The organism is Bacillus sp. FJAT-26390, assembly GCF_001682865.1.
GTDB lineage: Bacteria > Bacillota > Bacilli > Paenibacillales > Paenibacillaceae > Pristimantibacillus.
This window is the reverse complement of the sequence record NZ_MAQX01000001.1, coordinates 1,298,568-1,322,913: the sequence shown is the minus strand read 5'-3', so window position 1 is coordinate 1,322,913 and position 24,346 is coordinate 1,298,568. Positions and strand designations below refer to the sequence as shown.

Annotated in this window: 24 protein-coding genes; 18 read left to right on the top strand and 6 right to left on the bottom strand. The window is 50.3% G+C overall.

Annotated elements, in window-relative coordinates:
• Positions 1 to 146: 146 nt before the first annotated feature.
• From A7975_RS06275 to A7975_RS06265, 3 genes are all read right to left on the bottom strand, one after another.
• Positions 147 to 338, bottom strand: coding sequence for a YgaP family membrane protein (locus A7975_RS06275; protein WP_053376292.1), 192 nt, complete (start codon positions 336 to 338; stop codon positions 147 to 149).
• Positions 339 to 487: 149 nt separating this feature from the next.
• Positions 488 to 1,159 carry a Crp/Fnr family transcriptional regulator gene (locus A7975_RS06270; RefSeq protein WP_255314187.1) on the bottom strand — a complete coding sequence of 224 codons (672 nt, stop codon included), beginning with the start codon at positions 1,157 to 1,159 and terminating at the stop codon, positions 488 to 490.
• A gap of 101 nt (positions 1,160 to 1,260) precedes the next feature.
• Positions 1,261 to 2,076, bottom strand: coding sequence for a helix-turn-helix domain-containing protein (locus A7975_RS06265; RefSeq protein ID WP_053376291.1), 816 nt, complete (start codon positions 2,074 to 2,076; stop codon positions 1,261 to 1,263).
• 136 nt (positions 2,077 to 2,212) lie between these two features.
• Between A7975_RS06265 and A7975_RS06260 the strand changes: the two genes are divergently transcribed.
• The 15 genes from A7975_RS06260 to A7975_RS06190 all read left to right on the top strand — a co-directional run bounded on the left by A7975_RS06260 (position 2,213) and on the right by A7975_RS06190 (position 19,156).
• Complete coding sequence (locus tag A7975_RS06260; RefSeq protein ID WP_065384512.1) at positions 2,213 to 3,043, top strand: helix-turn-helix domain-containing protein; 831 nt, start codon at positions 2,213 to 2,215, stop codon at positions 3,041 to 3,043.
• 99 nt (positions 3,044 to 3,142) lie between these two features.
• Positions 3,143 to 5,374, top strand: a complete 2,232-nt coding sequence (locus tag A7975_RS06255) for a helix-turn-helix domain-containing protein (RefSeq protein WP_065384511.1) — start codon at positions 3,143 to 3,145, stop codon at positions 5,372 to 5,374.
• 156 nt (positions 5,375 to 5,530) lie between these two features.
• Positions 5,531 to 6,502: an ABC transporter permease gene (locus A7975_RS06250; protein WP_442950626.1), complete on the top strand. Its 972-nt coding sequence runs from the start codon at positions 5,531 to 5,533 to the stop codon at positions 6,500 to 6,502.
• Position 6,503: 1 nt separating this feature from the next.
• Positions 6,504 to 7,403: a carbohydrate ABC transporter permease gene (locus A7975_RS06245; RefSeq protein WP_065384510.1), complete on the top strand. Its 900-nt coding sequence runs from the start codon at positions 6,504 to 6,506 to the stop codon at positions 7,401 to 7,403.
• A 68-nt stretch (positions 7,404 to 7,471) separates the two neighbouring features.
• The gene (locus A7975_RS06240) at positions 7,472 to 9,130 is read left to right on the top strand and encodes an ABC transporter substrate-binding protein (RefSeq protein ID WP_065384509.1); all 1,659 of its coding nucleotides are present in this window, start codon (positions 7,472 to 7,474) and stop codon (positions 9,128 to 9,130) included.
• Between the two features lie 75 nt (positions 9,131 to 9,205).
• Complete coding sequence (locus A7975_RS06235; RefSeq protein WP_065384508.1) at positions 9,206 to 10,828, top strand: glycoside hydrolase family 43 protein; 1,623 nt, start codon at positions 9,206 to 9,208, stop codon at positions 10,826 to 10,828.
• Positions 10,829 to 10,834: 6 nt separating this feature from the next.
• Positions 10,835 to 11,614, top strand: coding sequence for a ThuA domain-containing protein (locus tag A7975_RS06230; protein ID WP_065384507.1), 780 nt, complete (start codon positions 10,835 to 10,837; stop codon positions 11,612 to 11,614).
• Positions 11,611 to 12,603, top strand: coding sequence for a zinc-dependent alcohol dehydrogenase (locus A7975_RS06225; RefSeq protein ID WP_053376284.1), 993 nt, complete (start codon positions 11,611 to 11,613; stop codon positions 12,601 to 12,603). Before A7975_RS06230 ends, A7975_RS06225 begins: the two co-directional genes overlap by 4 nt.
• A gap of 7 nt (positions 12,604 to 12,610) precedes the next feature.
• Positions 12,611 to 13,456, top strand: a complete 846-nt coding sequence (locus A7975_RS06220) for a sugar phosphate isomerase/epimerase family protein (RefSeq protein ID WP_065384506.1) — start codon at positions 12,611 to 12,613, stop codon at positions 13,454 to 13,456.
• Positions 13,457 to 13,473: 17 nt separating this feature from the next.
• Positions 13,474 to 14,286 carry an alpha/beta fold hydrolase gene (locus A7975_RS06215; protein ID WP_065384505.1) on the top strand — a complete coding sequence of 271 codons (813 nt, stop codon included), beginning with the start codon at positions 13,474 to 13,476 and terminating at the stop codon, positions 14,284 to 14,286.
• 12 nt (positions 14,287 to 14,298) lie between these two features.
• Positions 14,299 to 15,195 carry a sugar phosphate isomerase/epimerase family protein gene (locus A7975_RS06210; RefSeq protein WP_065384504.1) on the top strand — a complete coding sequence of 299 codons (897 nt, stop codon included), beginning with the start codon at positions 14,299 to 14,301 and terminating at the stop codon, positions 15,193 to 15,195.
• Positions 15,196 to 15,198: 3 nt separating this feature from the next.
• Entirely contained in the window at positions 15,199 to 16,017 is an 819-nt protein-coding gene (locus tag A7975_RS06205; RefSeq protein ID WP_065384503.1) for a sugar phosphate isomerase/epimerase family protein, read from the top strand.
• 181 nt (positions 16,018 to 16,198) lie between these two features.
• Complete coding sequence (locus tag A7975_RS06200; RefSeq protein WP_065384502.1) at positions 16,199 to 17,299, top strand: Gfo/Idh/MocA family protein; 1,101 nt, start codon at positions 16,199 to 16,201, stop codon at positions 17,297 to 17,299.
• On the top strand, positions 17,299 to 18,129 hold the full coding sequence (locus A7975_RS06195; protein ID WP_065384501.1) for a sugar phosphate isomerase/epimerase family protein: 831 nt from the start codon (positions 17,299 to 17,301) through the stop codon (positions 18,127 to 18,129). Before A7975_RS06200 ends, A7975_RS06195 begins: the two co-directional genes overlap by 1 nt.
• Positions 18,130 to 18,259: 130 nt before the next feature.
• Complete coding sequence (locus A7975_RS06190; RefSeq protein ID WP_082197994.1) at positions 18,260 to 19,156, top strand: sugar phosphate isomerase/epimerase family protein; 897 nt, start codon at positions 18,260 to 18,262, stop codon at positions 19,154 to 19,156.
• 369 nt (positions 19,157 to 19,525) lie between these two features.
• Here the strand turns inward: A7975_RS06190 and A7975_RS06185 are convergent, their stop codons facing one another.
• The 3 genes from A7975_RS06185 to A7975_RS06175 are packed head-to-tail and all read right to left on the bottom strand — an operon-like array spanning position 19,526 to position 22,238.
• Positions 19,526 to 20,785: an NAD(P)/FAD-dependent oxidoreductase gene (locus tag A7975_RS06185; RefSeq protein WP_065384500.1), complete on the bottom strand. Its 1,260-nt coding sequence runs from the start codon at positions 20,783 to 20,785 to the stop codon at positions 19,526 to 19,528.
• Positions 20,786 to 20,797: 12 nt separating this feature from the next.
• Complete coding sequence (locus A7975_RS06180) at positions 20,798 to 21,118, bottom strand: MocE family 2Fe-2S type ferredoxin (RefSeq protein WP_053376275.1); 321 nt, start codon at positions 21,116 to 21,118, stop codon at positions 20,798 to 20,800.
• Between the two features lie 22 nt (positions 21,119 to 21,140).
• Complete coding sequence (locus tag A7975_RS06175; RefSeq protein WP_065384499.1) at positions 21,141 to 22,238, bottom strand: fatty acid desaturase family protein; 1,098 nt, start codon at positions 22,236 to 22,238, stop codon at positions 21,141 to 21,143.
• 556 nt (positions 22,239 to 22,794) lie between these two features.
• Here A7975_RS06175 and A7975_RS06170 point away from each other — a divergent pair.
• From A7975_RS06170 to A7975_RS06160, 3 genes are read left to right on the top strand one after another with little or no spacing between them, the layout of a single operon-like run.
• Positions 22,795 to 23,313, top strand: a complete 519-nt coding sequence (locus tag A7975_RS06170) for a BMP family ABC transporter substrate-binding protein (RefSeq protein ID WP_065384498.1) — start codon at positions 22,795 to 22,797, stop codon at positions 23,311 to 23,313.
• The gene (locus A7975_RS06165) at positions 23,207 to 23,737 is read left to right on the top strand and encodes a HAMP domain-containing protein (RefSeq protein WP_369688901.1); all 531 of its coding nucleotides are present in this window, start codon (positions 23,207 to 23,209) and stop codon (positions 23,735 to 23,737) included. The genes A7975_RS06170 and A7975_RS06165 overlap by 107 nt, the downstream gene beginning before the upstream one ends.
• Positions 23,698 to 24,144 (top strand): methyl-accepting chemotaxis domain-containing protein, encoded by a 447-nt coding sequence (locus A7975_RS06160; protein ID WP_231637641.1) that lies wholly within the window; start codon positions 23,698 to 23,700, stop codon positions 24,142 to 24,144. The genes A7975_RS06165 and A7975_RS06160 overlap by 40 nt, the downstream gene beginning before the upstream one ends.
• The last annotated feature ends 202 nt before the right edge of the window (positions 24,145 to 24,346 follow it).

The following is a 24,346-nucleotide window of genomic DNA, read 5'->3' as shown; positions in this document are numbered from 1 at the left end:
CGTTCAAATTATCTAGAGCCGCAGGTCTTACGATGGAAAGTTATTTATAAAAAAGATATCCCTCTTGAAGCTGCTGCCAATAGGAGCAGCGCTTTGAGAGGGATAGTTTCGCCCGTGTAAGTAAATTGCAAGACTTGTCTGATAGTCTAGCCAATCCGGCATGTGTTGCGGCCGAGCAGTTTATTTATACCGCATCTCTGCATCAGGCCAGTGAGTAGCAAAGGCAGGGCGATAAGGCCGAACAGCTTCCAGTACCCGCCCAAAAAATAGAAAAGCGACAAAAACGCAATTCCTAATAGAATGCGTATCATACGATCGGCTCCGCCTACATTTTTCATTGCTTGTTCCTCCGTTTCGGTTTGTTATTCTCTACAGTCCTGATCATATCAAGGCGCAGCCCAAGAAACCGTAACTAAGTCACATAGAAAAATTAGTCTGGTTTTAGCGAAGAGTAAAACAGATTGGTCGAGGTTGATGTTGGCGAGGACTATGATTCCAAATAATGTTCAAGCGCTTTATGATCGATAATCGATATTTTGCCCCGGGAGAGCAAAATCAGCTCATCCTTTTCAAGCATTTTCAGCGTGCGGCTAATGACCTCTCGGGCAGTTCCGAGCTCAATCGACAACCTATCATGAGTAATCATTACGTTTCCGCTGCCGTCCGCGGACTGAATCAAATACTCCGCAATGCGCCCGCGAATGGATTTGAAATGTATGCTATCCAGCAGATTCGACATGATGATTATTCGATTGGCAAAAGATTTAAACATAAACTGGCGAAAATTCCGATACTTATCCATCCAGTCCCGGAAAGTCGATACAGGTATCAATAGGGCGCGGCATGGTTTTTCGATACAAGCAGAAGCTTCATATTCGCTCTCGCCTAAAATGCTGGACGTCATCAGTGGACAGCATTCCCCGCCATTGATTCGATAAAGCGTTATTTCTCTGCCGCTGGAGCTAATTTTGTACATTCGGACGGTACCTTCCAGAAGCATAACCGCATGCTCCAAAAACTGCCCTTCGTGGAACACGAAATTCGGCGATATTTCGAGCACTTCAATTCCTTTAATGCTCCAATCTTGTTCACTAATATCGGATAAGCATGGAAATAGAGAAATAATTTGCGGAATGCAGGCATGCACGGTTAAACTCACCGACTTCATCTCCTTGCAAAATGGGTCTTCATGGCAGCTGTATTTTACCATACATAACGGACTCGTTTCTGTGACATTGTTACCGTATTACATATTAAGCGTCAAAATTTGCGCATGCCGCTCCATGACATTCGCCTTATTTCGGATGCGGTACGACCAGTGGATTGCTTGACCATTCTTGCAAAATGATGTGAGGTCTTGAAGCCGCAGCGATGCGAAATTTCGGTTACGTTTAATCCGGTGCTGGTTAACAGCTCGATAGCTTTGCCGATCCGGTAGCTCCACAAATAGGCGATGGGCGTTGTCTGCTCGTCCTGCTTGAACAGCCTAACCAAATGTTCGGGAGACAACCCGGCTTGGCTTGCGAGCATGGCAAGCGTCAATTCTTCCATGTAACGCTCATGGATTAGGGATAACACCTGATAAATGGCAGGATGCTTCTCCTTCTGCAGCAGCGCTCTTCTCGACTCGGTAGGATAAAGATAAAGAGCGGCCAAGCCTAGACTGACGACGGCCGGGTCTTCCGCCTGCGCATAGCGCTGGACGTTCAGCATAAGATCGAGCAGCCGATTCATTTCCTCCGTAAGCGGCAGGCTTGCAGGAAGCTGATCAAGCGCCTGCCGTGCAGGTTCTGACAGATCGTTTAAATGTACGGCTATCCAGCGATGCCAGGTTTCTTCGGTTCGCGAGAAGGTGAAGTTTTCCTCGCAGCCCGGCTTAAGCAGCGCGACATGGCCGGGGCCGATGCTTAACATTTTTCCGTCGATTTCAACACTCATTTCGCCCGTATATAACATAACGAGCTGGACATCCTGCTGAATCCGGGGACCAAGGCGACCTCCTGGCGGATACACGATAGATCCGGCTGTAGCATGTCCGATATCGGAAATAGAGAGGCCAAGCGAAAGGAAAGACATGGATTCCACCTCTTTGGCAAGGTAATATTGTTCTAGCCGCATTATATCAATGGGAGATACAAAATCGCAACTAGCAGCCATTGCCGCGAGGATTTCTTGACGGTATGCTAGGAGAAAAGGCGGAGGAGGAGTTTGCTTGACGGGGTTTGATCGTTTGGAAAACTATGATGCTCCGGCTTATGGCACGATTTTTGCCGGACACTTTAATGAATCGGACCGATATATGACCAGCCGTCCTTCGGGCATGTCGGATTGGCTTATTACGTATACGCTTGAAGGTAAGGGATATTTCCAAACACCAGCAGGAGAAGAAATCTGCTCAGATGGTGAAGTTGCAATATTGCGAAGCGGTGTCCCCCACCGATACGGAACAGTTCCGGGAAGCAGATGGAATTTCATTTGGGCCCATTTTCCGACTATGATTGAAACGAGTTACTTGCCTTCCGAGGAGCTTATAAAAATATCGCTCGGGAAAGCGGGGCTGCAGGAACGGGTCTATCAGGCGCTTAAAAATGTCATTCAAGATTCAAGGGAGCAGCGCACACACTGGGAACCGTTATGCGAGAATGAAATTCGGGGAATTCTGCTGCTCCTTGCAGAACGGTGCGAGAGGAAAGGCGATCCGAGAGTGGAGGAGACGCTGCACTATTTATCCAGACATATGCGAGAAACGATTCGGATTGAAGATATCGCCCAATCGGTGGGATTATCCCCTTCGAGGTTATCTCATCTGTTTAAGGAAGAAACAGGGCTAACGATCGTGAAGACGATCAACGACATGAGAATTCGGCAAGCGGCAATGCTCATTAGGCACTCCGGCCGAAACGTTACAGAAGCGGCTTACGACGTTGGGTTTCATAATTACAGCCATTTCGCCTTGCTGTTCCGCGAGCGGATGGGGAAAAGTCCCCGTGCTTACGCCAAACAGTCGGAGCAAGCTGAAGAAAGGTCTCAATTTCCATTGTAACCCATCACATTGTCTTGTTAATATGAATGCATAAGGCTTGTCGTTTTTCGAAAGCGCTTACAGATAAATGGGATATCTATAGGGATGGAGATGAAAAAAATGAGCAAAACGTGGTACTACCGCCTGCTTTTTTCTTATATGCCGGTTTTCTTTCTAATGATCTCATTTTTGTTTTTCATCTTTTTTCAGGTGCTGACGGAGCGTGCACAGAAGGATACCGAGCATATTTACGCAAGCGTTAACAATCAGATTGTTCAGACGGTTGAGCAGCCTCTGCAGTCGATCGACCATATGATGGTGACGATTCAGACGCGCAGCAAATCGGACGAATTTAATATGCTCGATTATTTTGACCAAGAGGGGCAGCCGTCTGTTTTTTTTACGTACCAAATGACTAAGGAATTCAATAATATGAAGCAGCTTTACCAAAGCATCCATTCCATTTATTTAGTTAGGGAACGGGACGGCTTCGTGCTTAGCTCCAATACGGTGTCGCCGCTTGAGCAGTTCTCGGACAAAGCCTTCGTGGACCAGCTGAGGCAGGATAATTACTCCTACCACTGGACGAATGTACGGCCATTCAAAGAATTTCATGCATCAAGAGAGGAGCCGGTCGTTTCGCTTGCGCGTAAATATTTGACGAGCCGCGGCGAAAGCGGCCTAATCATCATTAACGTGCGGGCAAGCTCGCTTGAAGGGCTGGTATCGCAAAAGATGGACCAAACCGCCAGTTACGTTACGATAATGGGCAAAGACAACGAGCCGGTTTTCAACCCGGTGAAAGAGAATTCGGAGAGGCGAAAAGCGATTTCAACGATCGTATCGGATTACACGGGCTGGACCTATGAAAGCGGGCTGGAGAAAGGAAGCAGCTTTACGCTGCTGCAAACCTTCTCGAGCGTATGGATCATTCTCGCCCTCGTCGTCGCTGTTATCGGCATGCTCTCGATCGTATATATGACGAACCGTAATTACAAGCCTCTGCGCGCGCTTATTTCGAAGCTGGATAAAATCTCCCATGCCTCAGGCGAGCAGAGCGCTGCTGAGCGGAACGAGTTCCATTATATCGAATCAACCGTCGATTCCTTGGTCCAGCGCTTCAATTTGTTCAAGTCCCAATCCGATCTGAATAGCGGCTACCGCAAAAAGTCGATTTTCGTTGAGGTGATGAACGGGTCTAGATCGCTTGCCAATGCGGAATGGAATGCGGAGATGGAGCGCCATGGCTTTACGGGCGGCTTCCGCAAGTCATCCGTCATCGTCATTTCGATAGACAAATATTCAGACGTATTGTCGAGATACCGGGAGCAGGATATGATCCTGTTTCGGTTTATTATTCAAAATATGTACATGGAGCTTATCCAGAGGTACGGACTCTCCAGCTGGAGCGAATGGGTGAACGATAAAGAAATGTGCGGCTTCATCTATGTGCAAGAGGCCGACGAGAATCAGCTAATGGACAGCATTCTTAAGGTTTCAGACAATGCGCTTCAGTGGATCAGAGCCAATTTGCCGTTCACGGCCACATTCGGAATCGGGCAAACGACCGATTCGGTCGCCATGCTCAAGTCTTCATATAAGAATGCGATTGAAGCCGTTAATTTCAGGCTGGTGTTCGGAAATAACCGCACGATCGGGTATTGGGAGACTGAGACGGGAACCTCCTTCGAGCTGTATAACCAGCTTGAGCAAATTCGCAATCTCATTTATGCGTTCCGGCTGATGGAGCCGGAATGGCGGTTGAAATACTTCACGCTGTTTGAGCAGTTCAAGCAAAATAAGCTGAAGCGTGAGGATATGGTTAATTTGCTCAATTATTTCGTGTTTTATTTGTTTGAGCATGTGCACGGCACCATCCTTAACGACGAAATTATGGAGACGAACAAAGCGATCATGAAGGATGTTATCGATCAATTCGAAACGCTGGAGGATGTCCAGGAAGAGATTTTGGGCATTATGGAGAAGCTTGAATATGTCATTTCGGAGAAAGCAAGCAGAGGCGGGGCGGCAGAAATTGCCCTGAAGATGAAACTGTATATTGAAGAGCATGTATTCAATCCTGATCTTTCGCTTATCCATTTAAGCCAGCAGTTCGATATTCCTTCCAAAAACGTCAGCTCGCTGTTCAAGGAGCAATTCAATATCAAGTTTATCGATTTCCTCATTCATCGAAGGGTAGAGCTCGCGAAGCAGCTTCTGCTGGAAAAGGAGATGAGCGTTCAGGAAATCGGGCGGACGGTCGGTTATTTGAATCCGGTTTCATTTAACAGGGTCTTCAAGCGGGTAGTTGGCGTGCCGCCGGGCGATTACCGCAAGGAAAAGTCCGGTTAAGACTAGGAAAATGGTATAGAAAACAGTCGGATCGCGCCGCCCTGGCTCGGTCCGATTTTTGTATACCGCCGGAATCTTGTAAATTGCCGGGCTGCGGTTTCGTGGGGTATAGTTGCCCCAACAAACCAATCCATAGTCACAAGGAGGCGTTGCGAGGTGTCCAACATGACCTCAATTCCAGCCGCGGCACGCATGCCGACAGAACCCATCAAGCGGACGGTTCGAACCGAAATCGTCAGAAAGATGCAAAGGCATTGGCAGCTCTATCTCTTGATCCTGCTGCCGCTCGTTTATTTTGTTCTATTCAAATACGTTCCGATTTTAGGTGTTCAAATCGCGTTTAAGGATTTAAGCGCGAAGGCAGGCATCTGGGGCAGCCCTTGGGTAGGCTTCAAACATTTCGAAGCGTTTTTCAACCATCCGAATTTTTGGCTTCTCATTAAGAACACGTTGTTTCTAAGCTTGTACACGCTGGCAGTTGGATTTCCGGCTCCCATCATCTTGGCGCTTATGATCAATGAATTAAAAAACGGCTTCTTCAAGCGTACCGTTCAAATGGTCACCTATGCGCCGTACTTCATCTCTACCGTCGTGATGGTTTCGATGATTTTGCTTTTCTTGGCACCGCGCATCGGCGTAATTGATCATGTGCGTACCGCGCTTGGCTTTGATTCCGTCAATTTCATCGGCGAGCCGTCCATGTTCAAGACCATCTTCGTGTTATCTGACGTTTGGCAGTACATGGGGTACAGCGCCATTATTTATATCGCCGCCCTTGCCGGAGTCAACCCGCAGCTATACGAGGCTTCTAAGCTCGACGGCGCCAGCCGGCTGCAAAAAATTATCCATATCGATCTGCCGAGCATTATGCCGATCATGGTGCTGCTTTTGGTCCTGAACATGGGTCAGCTGCTGAATATCGGTTTTGAGAAGGTATATTTGCTGCAAAATCCGCTGAATACGAGCGCTTCCGAAATCATATCGACCTATGTTTACAAAGTCGGCTTGATTCAAGCGAATTACAGCTTCTCGGCGGCTGTCGGCTTGTTTAATTCATTGATTAATCTAGTTTTAATACTGCTAGCCAATTTTGGTGCAAGACGCGCTACAGGATCGGGGTTGTTCTAATATGGCGAAATCGAGTGCTATCAAAGAGCCGTTGTCAGACAAGGTGCTGCTCACCGTCATTTACATCGTATTGTTTGCCGTGCTTGCTGCCGTTCTCTACCCGCTTATTTATATTGTGAGCTCTTCGTTCAGCTCGCCGCAGGCGGTCGTTGCCGGAAGGGTATGGCTCTTCCCGGTCGAACCGTCGCTGAAAGGCTATTCTGCCGTACTGAGCAACCCGCGCATATGGTCGGGTTATTCCAACTCGCTCTTCTATATGGGCGTGGGCACCTTGATCAGCGTCTTCCTGACGTTCGCGCTTGCTTATCCGTTGTCAAAGCGGACCTTTTACGGGCGAACGTTAATTATGTATCTGATCATTGTCACGATGATCTTCAGCGGAGGACTGATACCGTATTATCTGACGGTAAAGAGCCTTGGCATGATCGATACGCGCTGGGCACTGCTGCTGCCGCAGGCCATTGCGGTGTGGCAGGTATTTATCGCCAAAACGTTTTTCCAGGAGTCGATTCCGGATGAGCTTAACGAAGCGGCAGAAATCGACGGCTGCAGCGATCTCCGGTTCTTATGGTCGATCGTTCTCCCGCTATCGAAGCCGGTCGTTGCGGTTCTTGCGCTCATGTACGCCGTGACCGCTTGGAATGCTTACTTTGATGCGCTGATCTTTTTGAAAAACGTAAACCTGTATCCGCTTCAGCTGATTTTGCGCGAAATACTGATCCAGAATTCCGTCGATAATTCGATGATGGTAGACGTACGAACAATGGAAGCCAGACAAGGGATGAAAGATTTGCTGAAATTTTCGCTTATCGTCGTTTCGAGCCTGCCTGTCCTCATCATATATCCATTTGTTCAGAAGCATTTCGTAAAGGGGGTCATGATTGGTTCTCTTAAAGGTTAATCTAAACAGATGATAGGTAGTGATTATCCGGAAGCTGTATCCATAACGAGTCTAAAGGGGTGTCTAGAATGAGAAAATCATGGAAATTAATAGCCGGCGTTCTATTGACTGCTGCGCTGCTGCTCAGCGCTTGCTCGAAAACCGATAATTCCAAGGGTCAAGCATCGAATGGAGCCGCTGAAGGAGAAGCGGCACCGGTCAAATTGTCCGCATTCATCAATCAATCGCCCAACCTTGCAAGCCTTGATAATCCGTTTACCAAACTGGTGGAACAGAAAACGAACGTTAAGCTTTCGTTTACGGTCGGGCCGCCTAACGATAACAACGATAAACGCAACGTGCTTATGGCGAGCGGCGATTACCCGGAAGTGTTTCTTAGCGGCAACTTTACGCCTGCCGAGCAGATGAAGTTCGGCAAGCAGGGCGTGTTCCTGCCGCTTAATGATCTGATCGAGCAATACGCGCCGAATATTAAAAAAATATTTGAAGAGCGTCCGGATTTGAAAACAGCCGTTACGGCTTCGGACGGCAATATTTACGGCATGCCGCAGGTTAACGAATGTTATCACTGCTGGTATGCGCAGAAGCTGTGGATCAATCAGAAGTGGCTCGACAAGCTTGGGCTTGCGATGCCGACGACTACCGAGGAATATGCAGAGGTGCTGCGTGCCTTCAAAACGAAAGATCCGAACGGCAACGGCATTGCGGATGAAGTTCCGCTTAGCGGCGCTCTATACACCTGGCATGGCGATATTACGGGTTTTCTGATGAATCCGTTCATTTACAATAACGGCGATGGTCAATCCTTCTCTTATATCCGCGTCAAGGATGGAGAGGTGCAGCTCTCCGCCAATCAGCCGGAATGGAAGGACGGGCTAACCTATCTGGCATCCTTGTACAAAGAAGGCTTGATCGATCCGCAAGCCTTCACGCAAAACCAGGAGGGGCTGCAGCAGCTCGGCAACAACGTCGGCGAAACGATTTTGGGCTCATTTGCAATCGGCCATGTGCAGATGGGGGTAGCCGCAACGGATGAGCGCAATCAGGATTACGTCGCCGTTCCGCCGCTCAAAGGACCAAAAGGCGTTCAGCTATCGGGCTATTACAAATCGGTGGGCAATCAGGGACGATTCGTCATAACGGATAAAGCAAACGAAGAGCAGCAAATCGCTGCCATCAAAATGCTGGACTATCTATGGACCGAAGAAGGAACAAGGGGTCAAGTGTTTTCGGTTGAGGGGCATTCCTGGAGCAAGGCAAGCGACGGCCAGCTTGACGTGAACGGCAAGCCTGCCGTCTATCAGGTGGACCCTTCCTACAGAAGCGAGACGATCCACACAGACGGCTGGGATCAAGCAGGCCCGGATTTCCGTCCGCGCGAACGCTTCGAGTCGGAAGCGGTATCCCAAGATATGCTGTCGCCGGAGGGCTATGAACTGCGCCTGGTCACGGAGACGAAAAAGTATGAAGGGTTCGAGCCGAAAGAGGATGAAATGCTCCCGATCGATATTTTTATCAGCAACGAGGACGTCGAGAAAGCTGCGCAATATAAAGCGACGGTAGAGGATTACGTCCGTTCGAATATGCTGCAGTTCATCACGGGGCATAAGGATATCGAGAAGGATTGGAACGGCTATGTGCAAGGCTTCGGAGGCTTGAAGCTGAACGAATATTTGCAAATTTTGCAAAGAGCATATGACGCGAACCTGAACAAAATGAAAAAATGATGCGTTCAGTATGACACTAGCGGCCTGCGGCGTAGCGCTGCAGGCCGTTCATTTTACCGAGAAGGAAGTGAGACGATGAAGAGCCAAGAGCTGGCGCGTATACAAAATCCGATTTTGCGAGGCTTTAACCCGGACCCGTCCATCGTAAGAGTCGGCGATGACTACTATGTGGCGACTTCGACCTTTCAATGGTTTCCTGGCGTACAGATCCATCATTCCCGTGACCTGATCCACTGGCGGCTGCTTACCCGTCCGCTGGATCGGCCAAGCCAGCTGAACATGCTGGGCAATCCGGATTCCGGCGGCGTATGGGCGCCATGCCTTACTTTCCATGAGGGTAAGTTTTATTTGGTCTACACCGATGTGAAAAGCCATGCTGGCGCCTACAAGGACACGCATAATTATGTAGTAACGGCTCCCGATATTGAAGGCCCTTGGTCAGACCCGGTTTATTTGAACAGCAGCGGCTTCGACCCTTCGTTGTTCCATGACGACGACGGCAGGAAATGGATCGTCCAAATGCAGTGGGATTACCGCAAAGACCATGATCCATTTAACGGGATTTATTTGCAGGAATATTCAGAGGAGAGGCAGCAGCTCGTCGGACCTTCCCGTTTGATCTATACCGGTTCGGAGCTGGGGCTGACGGAAGGGCCTCATTTATATAAGAAAGACGGCTTCTATTATCTAATGGTTGCCGAGGGCGGAACCAGCTATGAGCATGCCGTTACGGTGGCTCGATCGAAAGAGCTTATCGGACCTTATGAAACGGATCCTTTGGGGCCGATGCTTACCGCCTACCATCAGCCGGATCTGAAGCTGCAAAAGGCTGGGCATGCCAGCCTAGTGCACACGCAAAGCGACGAATGGTACATCGTCCATTTATGCGGACGGCCGCTGGAGACAGAGGACAAACGCTGCAATTTGGGCCGGGAAACGGCTGTTCAGCGCTGTGCGTGGTCGGAGGATGGATGGCTCCGGCTTGATGGGGGCGGGAATTCACCGAATGTTACCGTCCAGGCGCCGGCACTGCCAAAGCATCCATTTCCGGAATCTCCAAGCGTAGACGATTTCGACGGCGGCAAGCTGGATATTCAGTGGCAATCGCTTCGCCAGCCCATAAGGGAAGACTGGCTGTCCGTTACGGAACGCCCGGGCTTTCTTCGCCTAAAGGGTATGGAGTCTCCCAATTCCCGCTTCCGGCACAGTCTAGCAGGCAGGCGCCAGCAAGCATTCCGGTGCGAGGCGGAGACGGTGGTAGAGTTTGAACCGAAGACTTACCAGCAGATGGCCGGACTCATCTATTATTATAATTCTCAAAACTACTATTATCTTCGTATTGGCTATGACGAGGCAGCAGGTACTCATCTTGCTATTCTTGCCAACGATCATGGCGTTTACCAAGAGCATACCGATGCGCCGGTTCCGGTTCCCGCGGGAGCGCGCGCTTACTTGCGGCTCGTGATTTCGCATACCGAGCTTCAATTCTATTATTCATGGGATGGAACGGATTGGCATACGATAGGCCCGGTGCTTGATGCCAGTAAAATCTCGGATGAATATGCGACCCATTTGGTAGACGGTTATTTTACCGATTGGGGATTTACCGGCGCCTTCATCGGTTTATGCGCCCATGATTTGTCGGGGGGGCGCAAGGCGGCCGACTTCGACTACTTCCGTTATGAGGAGAAGGAGTGAGATAACGTGATATTACCCAACGAGTCGTTGAAAGGCCGTCATATCGTATTTGTTTGCGGCGAGGATGAATATGATTCGGAAAAAACGATGCCTCTGATCGCAGAAGAAGCTGCAACGAAACATGGAGCCAAAGTAACCGTTCTTACGGCGACATTTGGCGCTGGCGATCCGACGGACATTGCTGGACTCGACGCACTGCAAGATGCCGATCTGGCAGTATTTTATATTCGCTTCCGCCAGCTGCCGGAGGAGCAGTTCCGATATATCCGCGAATATTTGGAAGCGGGCAAGCCGGTCGTTGGACTCCGGACGAGCACGCACGCATTCCAATATCCAGTTGGCCACCCGCTTGAGAAGTGGAATGATGGCTTTGGCATCGATGTGCTAGGGGCGCCATGGATCCGCCATTTTGGACATTCTTCATCAACTAGCGTCTCGGTCGCATGGGGTGCAGCTGAGCATCCGGCTCTTAAGGGCATTCCGACGCATTTCGAATGCCGTTCTTGGCTCTATCAGGTGCTTCCTTATCCGCCGGAAGGAACGGTTCCGCTTCTAAACGGGGCAACCGTCAATCCAGAGGATAACGGCTGGTCGTATACGAGCGAGACTCCGCGCGTGCACCCGGTAGCTTGGACTCGGATACATGCCGGCGGCGGACGGGTTTTTACTACGACGATGGGGCATCCCGAGGATTTTGAGCTCGAAGCGTTCAGGCGCCTGCTGCTAAATGCCGTGCATTGGGCTGTTGGAGCTGAGCATTTAATAGAAGGAGGAGAAGAGTTATGAAGCTGGCAGCGATTACTGGGGAGAAAAAAGCGGAATTGATCGATCGGGAAAAGCCGGCATTGAAGGAGGGCTGGGCGCTAGTCAAGGTCCATGCCGCGCCGATGTGTGCGGAATATAAAAGCTTCGTCCACGGCGATCATTCGGATTGCTTAGGCCATGAAGCGGCAGGCGAGGTCGTGGAGGTTGCTCCGGGGAGCAAAGTAAGGATCGGAGACCGCGTCGTGGTCATGCCGCAATATCCATGCGGTGAATGCGGGATGTGCGTGGCAGGCGACTTCATCTACTGCGAGCATAATCAGAACCATCATGAGCCGACGATGACGCAGTATCTATCAAAGCCTTCTTGGCTGCTCGCCAAAATACCGGACGGCGTTTCCTATGAGAAAGCATCGCTGGCCTGCTGCGGACTTGGGCCGTCGCACGGCGCTTTCGCCACGATGGGAGTGAACGTATTCTCAACCGTGCTGATTACGGGACTCGGACCAGTCGGCCTCGGCGCGATCGTTAACGCAAAGTTCCGGGGAGCCACGATCATCGCGGCGGAAATGAACCCATACCGGGTGGAGCTTGCAAAGCGGATGGGCGTAGAGCATATCATTGATCCGCGTGATCCGGACGCCGTTAGCCAAATCAAAGCTTTGACCGGCGGAATTGGGCCGGATTATGGACTAGACTGCTCAGGCGTCGTCTCGGCGCACCGGCTGCAGATCGATGCGGTTAAGCGTAAGGGCAAAGTAGCCTTCGTGGGGGAATGTTTCTCCGAGACGCCAATCAAAGTGAGCGATGACCTGCTTCGCAAAGGCATTCATCTGATAGGCTCTTGGCATTACAACCTGAATGAATTTCCGAATCTGATGAAGGTGATTGAGCAGTCTCCGCTCGCAGATCTGCTGATTACGCATACCTTTCCGATGAGCCGCATCCAGGAAGCGTTCGAGGTGTCCGCATCACAGCAAAGCGGCAAAATCATTTTAAAGCCATGGGAGTGATCAGGTCATGAAGGTTGGAATGAATCTGCTTCTCTGGACGGATAAGCCAGATCCCAGCAAGCATCTTCATTTGCTTCAAGAGATTCTAAATTGGGGCTTTGATGGCGTGGAGCTTGCGGTCGACAGCATGGACGCTGCGGACGCAAGAGCGTTTGGCTTGATTTTGCAGGAGCTAGGGCTTGGAAGTACGGGAATCGCAGCGCTTGATGCGGCTTCGGCTGATCCTGCCAGCAGCGACGTTCGTTTAAGGGAAAATGCGCTGGAAATATTGAAGCACGCGATTTTGAATACAAAGCTTATCGGAGCGGATGTGTTATGCGGTCCTTTGTTCCAAGGCCTTGGCCGCTTCAGTGGGCAAGGCCCGCAGCCCGAGGAGTGGGGCTATGCGGTGGAGACGCTGCGCGCCGCGGGCGAATTTGCCGCGAAGCTGGGCATCAAGCTTGCCCTTGAGCCAATCAACCGATTCGAAATGTACCTTGCCAATACAATGGAAGACGGCGTCCGGTTTGTGGAAGAAGTAGGGCTTGCGAATGTAGGGCTACTGGCAGACACGCATCACGGCAATATCGAAGAGCTAAATGTGCCTGAAGCATGGCGGAAGGCAGCAAAACATATTGTCCACGTTCATATCTCGGAGAACAATCGCGGGGTTCCCGGCAGCGGGCATGCCGTGCCTAAAGAAATTTTCGACGTGCTGAAGGAAATCGGCTACGACGGCTGGCTTACGATCGAAGCCTTCGGCCAGCAGGTTCCGGGGTTAATCTCCCGGCTGCATCTGTGGCGCGATTATGCGGAGCATCCGGACGATGCAGCACGGCTAGGCGTTCAATATATCAGAAGCCATTTGGCTTGACGGGGAGGGAATCTGCAATGCCTTTGATTCATACCAATGGCATCGAGCTGTTTTATACGGAACGGGGGGAAGGAGAACCGCTAGTGCTGCTGATGGGACTAGGGGCCGATGGCAGCCTTTGGGAGGAGCATGTGCGTGACTATGAGCAGCATTTCCGCTGCATTTTGATAGATAACCGCGGCGCGGGCAGTTCTTCCGAGCCCAAGGGGCCGTACACGACGAAAATAATGGCCGCCGATACGATAGGGCTGCTCGATGCGCTAGGCATTGAGCGGGCACACTTCTCAGGCATCTCCATGGGAAGCGCCATTGCGCAGGAAGCTGCGCTAACGGCTCCCGAGCGAATCATAAGCCTGACGCTGAATTGCTCGTGGGCGGTTTGCGATGCGTATACGAAGCGCGTTTTTGAAACGCTTGGCAACGCCTATTCGCTTATGGAGGCGGACGATTTCCAGAAGCTGCTTCAGCTTATCATTTATACCCCTGCCTATCATGAGCAGCATTTGCAAGTGTTGGAGGCCGCGCAGCAGGCGGCGTTCGAACAGCCCTCACCGATGACTATTCATGCGTTTCAGTCGCAATGTGAGGCTTGCATTTCGCATCATACGATGGGACGTCTCGGAGCGATCGCAGCGCCGACGCTCATTACGGTTGGAGATAAAGACATCTTCACACCGCTGCCGTTGTCGCTTTCAATTGCGGAGGAAATAAAGCACGCCGAAAAACATATTTTTGAAGGCAGCGGCCATACGCATCACTGGGACCGGCTGGAGGATTTTAACCGGATTACGCTGGACTTTTTGCTGCGCCATAGGGAAGCTAACGAATAAGGAGAGATGAAGATGAATCCAAAAATTTCAATCGGTTCCTGGGCGTTTGCTTTTGGTCCTTTTGCAGAGGCGCCTTGGCCACTCGCGCGAATATTGCAGTATGCCCAGCATGCGGGATATGACGGGGTTGAAATCAACGGATTTGCTCCCCATCCGACGCCGGAGCTTTATCCGACGGCCGAGAGCCGCCAAGCGCTGCTGGAGGAAATCCGCTCTTACGGCCTTGGCATCTCGGGCTACGCGCCGGACTTTACTTCAGCGCCGCCAGACCGCAGCGAGCAATCCGCCTATTTGGAGCTGCTGCAAGGCTACATCGATTTTTGCTTGGACCTTGGCATCGCCACGATTCGCGTGGATACCGTAAGCCCTCCGGAAGCGCTGACGGAGGCGGAGTACGAGGAGCGTTTTTCAAGGCTTGTATCGACATGGCGCACTTCCGCCGAATTGGCATCAGAGAAGGGGCTGCGCATCGTTTGGGAATTTGAGCCTGGCTTCTGGCTGAATAAGCCGTCAGAGGTGAAGCGGCTCGTGGAAGCGGTGAACCACCCGGCCTTTCAGGTGCTGTTCGATACGAGTCATGCTTATATGAGTGGAGTTGTCGGCGCCCGCCAAACCGGGGAGAAAGAGCTGCTGTCTGGCGGGATTACGGAATACGCAAGGCTGCTTGAAGACCATATCGGGCATTTCCATCTCATCGATTCGGACGGGACCTTGCATGATGAAGAAACGAGCACGCATGCAGCTTTTGGAGCGGGAGAAATTGACTTTCAAGCCGTGCTGTCAGAACTGAAACCATTGGTATCAGCCATGGAATGGTGGTGCGTCGATTTCTGCTTTAACGCTGAGGTGGAGGAATGGGGACGCGAGGCGATTCCGTTCATACGCAAAGCCATTAAGGAGGTGGAGTAGCGGATGGCGATTTCATTTGGTTTTCAAACCTATACGTGGCAAATGTCCTATGAAAAATACCGCGACCAGCTGGATCATATTATGGACGTGGCGACGGAGGCAGGAGGGATAGGAATCGAGCCGGAAGTCTGCATGCTTGGGCGGTACAGGGATGCGCCGCTTGCTCTCCTGGACGCGCTGAACCAGAGGGGACTGCAGCTTGGCGCGCTTTGCTTAGCCTTGGATTGGCGGCATGGTGTAGAGACTGAGGAAGAAAGATCGGAAGCGGATCGCGTCATCCGCTATCTGGAGCACTTCCCGGGAACGGTATTGACCATGGTGCAGCTTCCGGGCAAGGATCGCAGCGAGCTTGCGAGCCGGCAGGCGAACGCTCTGGCGAATATTAATGCGGTTGCCCGCCGCGCCTCCGAGCAAGGCATCCCATGCGCGTATCATCCAAATTCGCCGAGCGGCTCGATTTTCAGAGTGGAAGATGATTACAAGGTGCTGCTAAACGGCTTGGATGCCCGGTACTGCGGTTATGCGCCGGATACGGGACATATTTCCAAGGGAGGCATGGACGTTGAGGCCATAATTCGAACGTACCGCTCGCTGATCAAGCATGTCCACTTTAAGGATATGAATGCTGCCAACGAATCGTGGTCCGCGCTGGGCGAAGGCTCTATTGACCATAAAGCAATAATGCGTTATTTGAACGAAACCGGCTATGACGGCTGGATCATGGTGGAGGAAGAATCCAAAGGCGCCGAATCGGACCCGGATCGGGTAACGCTGCAAAATGGAGTTTATATTCGCGAAGAGCTGGCGGTTATGGGGGAGTAATCGAGCTTCACTCAGCTGTTTGTGCATTGAATGGATCGCAATTGCAAATTTATGCAGTGGAATGTTGAATGGGCTTTGGTGTGAGTCTGCTTTAATAGTAAGAAGAGGACGCGCCTCTCCATTGTATGAAGGGGATTGAGAGTTTTGTAGCTTTGTTAATGCAAATAGAGGAGAGTGGATCATGAAACAGCGGATTTATATCGTTGGAGCTGGGGCTATTGCCGGATACCATGCCGAGGCGATTGCTCGTTTAACTGAAACAGAGAGCGAGCGGGCATTGCTTTACGTCACGGACGTGAATCCGTCAGCTTTGGCGGCGTTTGCCGAAAAATATCCGTGGGCCTTTCCAGTGGAGCATTTAGATACTATGCTGGATGAGCCAGCGGAGGAGAACGATATTGTCATCGTTGCGACACCACCGCTCACGCATGCCGAAATTTCTTGCAGGGCGCTTCGCTCCGGACGTCATGTGTTATGCGAGAAACCGCTGGCCATGAATAAGGAAGAGGCGGCGCTGATGCTGATAACGGCCCGGGAAGCGGGGAAAATACTGGGCTGCTGCAGCTCGCGGTTTGCAGGATTGGAAATTACTGCAGGAGTAAAAGAGCTGCTGGATCAGGGCCGAATAGGCGAGCTGTATCAAGTACAGTGGATTCAGAGAAGGAAAAGGGCGCGGACGGGCATCGAGTATCAGCCGACGAGCCGCTGGTTTCTAAACCGCGCAATAAGCGGTGGCGGAACCTTGATGGATTGGGGCCCATACGATATTGCCAGTTTAACGGAAGTGCTGCAGCCGCAAAAGGTCGAGGTCCTTCATGCGTGGACGACAAATCCTGAAACGAACCATCCGCATGCGGTCGAGATCCAAAGCGATGTGGAGCAGCATGTCGGTGCGTTACTAAGGTTTCACTTGGCTGACGGCAGCGTTGTGCCTGTGCAATACGAGCGCGCTGCATGCTGCCATGGCTCCGAGAGGAGCTTGACTGAAATTGAAGGTACTGCGGGAGCGCTGCAATGGGATTGGTTGTGCTTCGACGGAAGCGGCGAGTTGGCTCATTATTACGATATGAACGGTGATACGGCTGAGAATCGAAGCACCATTTCAAATGAAGGGCTGGGCATGATGGATAAGCCGATCGTTTATTTTTTTCGAGCGATTTCCGGGCAACATTCGCCCGCTATTGTTAACGAACAAGCGGTATTCAACTTTTCAATTCTCGCTGCTATCTATGACTGTGCGCGCAGCGGAGAGGGGCAAGTCGTTGCGATGGAGGGAATCTGATGGAAAGCGTATATGCGATGGACACTTTTTTCTATAACAGCTTGGGTCATTATCCGTTTGAGGTTCGCTGTGAAATGCTGCGCGAGCTTGGTTACGACGCGGCATACTTAACCTTATGGGATGAGCAGGCTTGGACGGATCTTGAAAAGCTGCCCCGAGTAAAGGATGACTATGGATTGGACATTGCCGCTGTGTATGCGGTGCTGGATGTAACGCTGCCGAAGGAGCACCCGGAAGCGGCAAAAATCGTTGCCATGCTAGAGACTATTCAGGGGTGCAGCCGAGTAGAGTTAGCCTTAACGATGGGTGGCTCTAGGTACGTGCCATCAGATCCGGATGGGGACCGTTTGGCGCTCGAGTGGTTATCGTATCTGCTGCAGATTGCCGAACGTAGAGGGATTCAAATTTCACTTTACCACCATGTGTTTTTTTGGCTGGAGCGTTGGGAGGATGCGCATAGGTTAATTAGCAAGCTTTCGCACCCGCTGCTCGGAATGACCTTTAGTTCTTTCCATTGGTATGCCGTCGACGGTACAAAATTAAATGAAGCTGTATCCGCTTGCCTGCCATATTTGCATGCCGTAAATATTTGCGGCAGCCGCAAGCTGCCTCCTGGCGGATTGCCTGCTTCGATTGAATGCATCGATCAGGGGGAGCTTGATCTGTTCGGTTTTTTGGCAGCGCTGAAAAAGCACGGGTACGGTGGTCCGCTCGGTTTTCAGGGCTACGGCATGGGTGGGGACACCTATTCTCATTTAGAGAGAAATAAAAAAGCTTTGAAGCTGATCGAGGATCGATTGGCGAAGCATCCGAATTGGCTTTTGGCATAAGGCAGTGGAATGGCCATTGACTGGTTCGATATCAAAAGGAAGGACAATGGAAGCCGGCTATTAAGTTAAAGTCGGCTTTTTCGTCCGTGCACAATATGTCGAAGATACTCCCTAGAAAAGAGGAATTGATATGGGAACAAGAAATGCGATAAATGACGGTTCGTCAAACGCGCCTAGACTGGAATTGCAGCAATCGTGGTGGGCGATGAATCTGCTCGGCGAGGATGGTAAGGAATGGACGATGGAGCAAAAATTTGAGAAAATCGCGGACGCAGGTTACACGGCAATCAGTGCAGCAGTGCCCTCGCAAGCGGAAGAGGAGGAGTGGCAACGGCTTCTTGATCGGTATAAGCTCGGTTTTAATGCGATCGCCTTTCCGGATAAGGTTGAAGATATAAGCGCGTACATTAAGGATGCTAAACGCTTTGGCCGCGTACAATATTTGAATTTGCAGGTGATGGACTCGTTTGTTATAAATGATGAAGCGATTAAGCTGCTGTCGGGCTTGCTATCGCAAGCAAGCGAAGCGGGCATTCCCACGTTCATCGAGACGCATAGAGGAACGGTTACGCAGGACCTGATTCGGACAGCCGAATATGTTCGCGAACTGCCGGAGCTTCGTTTAATGATTGATTTGTCCCATTACGTGGTAGCTGGCGAGTTGAACGGTTCACTGACAAAGACAGAGAGATATTTTGACACGCTGCTGGAGCGTACTTCAGGCATACACGCTCGTGTTTCAAACGGTGAACAAGTTCAGATTGACGTAGGTGCAGAAGGCGACCATCCGATGCTGCCCCATTTTGAGCGCTGGTGGAGTAAGGGAATGAGCTATTGGCTCCGTCAAGCGCAGCCGGGGGATGTGCTGCCTTTTGTAACCGAGCTGGGTCCTCCAGGGTTTTATGCCGTTACGCGTAGAAATACCGCTGGAGACGAAGTCGAAATTTCGGACCGCTGGCAGCAGGCGCTGCTCTTCAAAAAGATCGCCGAGGCGCAGTGGCAGCGTGTAGTGTCCGAGTGGAAGTAGTGGCTGATGGTATGAGAACCGAACGTACAGTCCATAAGGTACGAGCCGACGTCAATTAGCCTTTCGGAATACTAATAAGAAAAGAGCGTCTCCAATTCTGGTTTTAACGGGTTGGAGACTTTTGATAACGTGACGGACTAAGCACATTCTGAATATAAGAGTAGACAAAGCAAAAAAGAGCCGCTAGAGATTAAGCTGCATCTAGGGCTCGTTGGCGTATTGGGATTGTTGACCTATTCAGAAAAGCATGCCTTTGCGTTTTAAAATATAAGGGTTATATGTGGGTTTATGCTGTATGAGCTGTAAAAGATTCTGCCATACCCTTATGCGCATTATGCTACATGTGATGCCAAGTCAGGCTGGAAGCAGCTAAGCATTTAAAAGTGCCTTTAGCTTTACATCGGGTCTAGCAAGCTGCGCAGGATCCAGAATTGACCGTGCAGCAATGAGCTTCTCCGCCAGCCGAATCTCTTTTGCTATGCCGGGGCTTCCGATGCCGCTTGCCGCGATAAGGCGGTGCTCGCCTGTAAAGTGGAAAAACAGCTCCCCTGCACTGCCAAGGCTGCGTTGAACGGTTACCGTTCCTGCTGAAGGCAAGCCGGTTACCTGCAAGGCGAGTTCAAATTGATCCGACCAAAACCACGGTACGGCATCATAGCTCTCCTTGGCGCCTAGCATGCTTGCCGCTGCAAAGGTACCTTGATCCTGAGCGGCGCGCCATGCCTCTAAGCGGATTCGTGCCCCGTCATAAAGAGGATGCGGGAAGGAGCAGCAATCGCCTGCGGCAAAAATATCGGGGTCGCTTGTAGCAAGCCTATTATCCGCCCGAATCCCGTTCTCTATAACTAATCCGCTCTCTGCGGCGAGCGTCGTTTCGGGGATAGCGCCGATGCCTGCGATGATCGTGTCGCAAACCAGCGCTTCACCGTTTGCCAAGGTGACGATTTTCTCATCGCCTATACTTGATACTTGAGAGATTCCCACACCGAGCTGAATCCGAACGCCAGCCGAGCGATGTCGGGCTTCCACAATCGATGCAATTGCTTCGGGAACGCCTCTCATCAATAAACGCGGTCCAGCCTCAATGACGGTTACTTCACAGCCGCAAGCGCTGGCACTTGCCGCTACTTCAAGGCCAATGAAGCCGCCGCCGATCACGATGATACGTTTTCCCGGCTGCAGCCGCTTGCGAAGGGAGAGCGCATCACTGAACGAACGAAGATAATGAACGAGAGGTGTATCGATAATAGAACCGGGCCGTGGCTCGAATAGTTCAGCTGGAAGCGTTCTCGGTTTGGCGCCTGTAGCAAGCAGCAGGCGTTCATAGAAAATCGATTCACCGTTTTCAAGCTTAATCATATGTTTGCCCTTATCAATGGAAGTGGCCTTGTTTTCCTTCTTCCATAAGATGCGGAGCTCTTCCAGCTTTTTATGATCAAGTATAAAAGCCGGCGAAGGCTCTGCTGCTTCTTGTAAAGCTTGCTTAGATAAAGGAGGACGTTCGTAAGGAGCATGGGCTTCCTCGCCAATAAGTGTAATAATGCCAGTCCAGCCCAAGCTGCGAAGCTCAGATGCTGCTCGTGCGCCTGTTTCTCCTGCTCCTATGATAACCATGCCGTATTCAGTCAAAATAAAGCCTCCTCAATTGATCCTGATCCAGACGAGTCCAGATTCCCGCTTAATCGGATAGGTTCTGAGAGCCTGACAGACGGGAGCACGCTTGGCTTCCCCAGTCGTATAATCAAACCTTCCGTTATGTTTCGGACATTCAATGTGGTTACCCATAACCAATCCGTCCGACAAATGAAATTTCTCGTGCGTACAGTAGCCGTCTGTAGCAAAATATTCGTTTTTTGCGGAGCGGTAAATCGCAAAGGTTCGCTCCTCGTAATCGAATCGAATAACGTCCTCTTCCTCGATATCGTCTTCTTCACATGCCGCAATCCAGCCTTCATATGTCATATGACACACCTCTTTTTTTCATTTATTTTGAGACAGCTTCATTATGATCCCCGGTGTTTGGGCCGTTGACGTACGGACGCGCCGAAGCGGGAAGTGGCCGAATAATCGTGTACGACGGGTCGTGTCTCTGCCGCAAAAGTGCGGTAAACACTTCCTTCAGCGCAGCGTAAAGACTTGGCGAAGGTGCCGGGCAGTCATGCTTCATTTCTTCATGCAGCTTCGGCAGAGCGTGATAAGGAACCATCGGGAACATGTGATGCTCGGTGTGATAGTTCATATTCCAATAGAGAAAACGAAGGACAGGGTTCATATAAGTCGTACGCGTGTTGAGTCGATGATCGAGCACATCCTCATACAGTCCAAGATGCTGGGACATGCCTGTCATAAGGACGAGAAAGCTTCCGAAGAAGGAAGGCAGTACAATGAACATGGCGGGTAGGATGGTGCCAAAATACAGGCAAGCAGCGATGACTGCTATGAAAATAAGGACATAAATACGCGATTCGGTACAGGTTTTGCGTATTTCCGTTGCCGGGATATACTCTTTTTCCTCCGCGTCCAGCTTGCCAAAGCAATGTAGAAACATGCGCTTTATATCGCGAGGACCGCCATAAAGCTTGAAAAACTCCATCGCAATAACGTGCCAAACTGGCGGTCGCGGGGATACGATCTCCGGGTCTCTGCCCACGATGATCGTATCGGTATGATGACGGGAATGGCTCCACCTCCAAGGCGTCGCCGGCCTTAAAATCATAAAGGAAGCGATTTGGTAGACGGCTTCGTTCATCCATGAGGTTTTGAATGCAGTCCCATGTCCGCATTCATGCCAGCGAGAGTCGGCAGGCGAAGCGTAAAGAACGCCATAAATCGCAAATGCAGGCAGTGCCCACCACGTGCCCCACGATAAATAGGCTAACCACCCAGCTGCCGCAAGCGCCCCAAACCAAATGATCGTATCCCGAATGGCGGGTCCGTCTTTTCTTTTCATAAGCTCCTTCAGCTTGGAGCGGGGGATAGGGCTCGTATACCAATCCGCTGCGACAAGCCCTTTTTGCTTTGCCAAATCATTCTCGGGACCTGTTAGGCTGTAGTCCCTTTTGTGTTTCGAATGGGTAGCCACTTTAAGCTTCCTCCTTCGTTAATGGTTTATATGGATCGTACACAATCCGGGGTGGCTAAACAATGCGCGTGATTGATGGTTATTTGTCTGCAATTGATATTCTGAAGATTATGCTGATAAAACGTTGATTGGAAGGGAATTGAAAGAAGGAAGAAAATGAAGGAGCTATATGAGATAGGTTAAGCGCTACATTTTAAAGGAAAAGGGAGATATTAGTTTCAGATGCGGAAGCAAGGGGGCTGCTGGAAATAAAGTGAGGTTGAAAATAGATGTGTCTATTGATGGCTTGTGATGAGTGGAGGTTTTTCTGGTCTACAGGCTTGTGTGTAATGTTTCTTGGAAGGGTGACACGATTGACAATAAAGATTGATCCCACATGAGATAGGGATTATTCCACTTAACTTGAAAGTTCTAATTCCCCCTCCCCCAAAAGTCCCAGACTTTATAATTTCTTAACCTCCCCTTAACACAGCTAGCGAAGATGAAACTTACAATATCCTTAATTAGACAATTTTCAGCTACATTCGACATCACTTGATCAAAGGGGGCATGCAGTATGATGAAATCATTTCGATTGCTTATTCTTTTCCCGCTTATGATGACCATCTTATTAAATGGATGCGGGGCAAAGGAAGAGCATGCCTCGCCCAAGCGGCTGAAGGTTGGCATCATGCTCTCGAATGACGGACTGGGCGACCAGTCGTTCAGCGACGGGGCTTTTGCAGGGCTGACGAAAGCACGCGATGAGCTTGGCATTGAACTGGACTATCGGGAACTGCCGGATTTAGAAAGTTTTGACCAAGGTTTAACGGAGCTTGTTGACGAAAAATGCGACTTGATCGTAGGTCTAGGGTTTGCTGTAAAAGAAAGCCTGGAAAACGTATCGGAGCAATTTCCGGAGCAGCAATTTATATTAATTGACGATACTTCTGAGCTGCCGAATGTAGCATCCCTGACATTTAAAGAGGATGAGGGAAGCTTCTTGGTTGGTGTTCTCCCAGCTGAACAAATGCGCAAGGGAAGTGTCATCGGGCAATCTTCGCATCCGGGTGCCGCAGCCCAAGGGACACGATGAGATAGCCCAGATGAGCGTGTCCTTTGCATTAATGGTGTCCAACCTGCACGCTTTGGCACAATCCATTGGTGATGCAGGCTCAAAGATTGATAGCAATGCTAAGGAGATTGATTCTGAAAATAAAATTTTAACGGAAATTGTCAGCCAAATCTCCATTGCTACGGATGAGCTGGCTAAAGGCAATCAGGTGGTTTCCGGGGATTTGCTGAACGTCGTAGCCTTGATGGAAGATGTACAGATAGGCTTCACGACAAATGTGGAGGCATCGCTATTATCAAGCCGATATAGTGAAGAAGCAGCGCATGCGGTTTTGGAAGGTCAGCAGGCAATGGAGCAGGTGAAGCGGGACGCGGCTTCGCGGTTGTTGCCAACGAGGTCAAAAAACTGGCAAACCAGTCCACCCACACGGCATCACATATTTTAAATCTAGTGAATCAAATTACTGAACGTATGGACAAGATGACAAACGTAATGGAAGATGGGCTAGATCTTGCGAAGCAGCAAGTTAGCGCAATGGATGCAACAACAGTATCATTCCAAGTCATTGATGAGAAGGTTAAGTACATCGTCAATCAGCTCCAACAGCTAACGCAAGACATGAATATCTCTCAGGAAAAAAGCGGCCGCGTGTTGCAATCGGTAGAAAACATCAGCGCGGTTACGCAGCAGTCAGCCGCCGGAAGCGAAGAAATTTCGGCGTCGACATTGGAACAGCAGCAAGCTTTCGATTCCTCCCGAATCAAAGTCAAGCATCTGATGCAAATTGCAAACGAACTGCATAGCCAGCTTGAGCGCTTTAAGTTGCATGATGAGAGCACTCGGCTAAATTGAGGGCTGCATTAGGCAAGCTAAAATAAATAATTTACTCCTATAAAACTAATTCGTTGCGATCTCGCACGAGTTAGTTTTATTTTTTTTCACCTTACAAAATGCCGATTTTAACACTGATGCTCGCGCATGATTTGTGCTATATTAAAACTGTAATTGATAGTTCCAAAGAACTATACAAATAATGTAAAAGGAGAGGGAATGG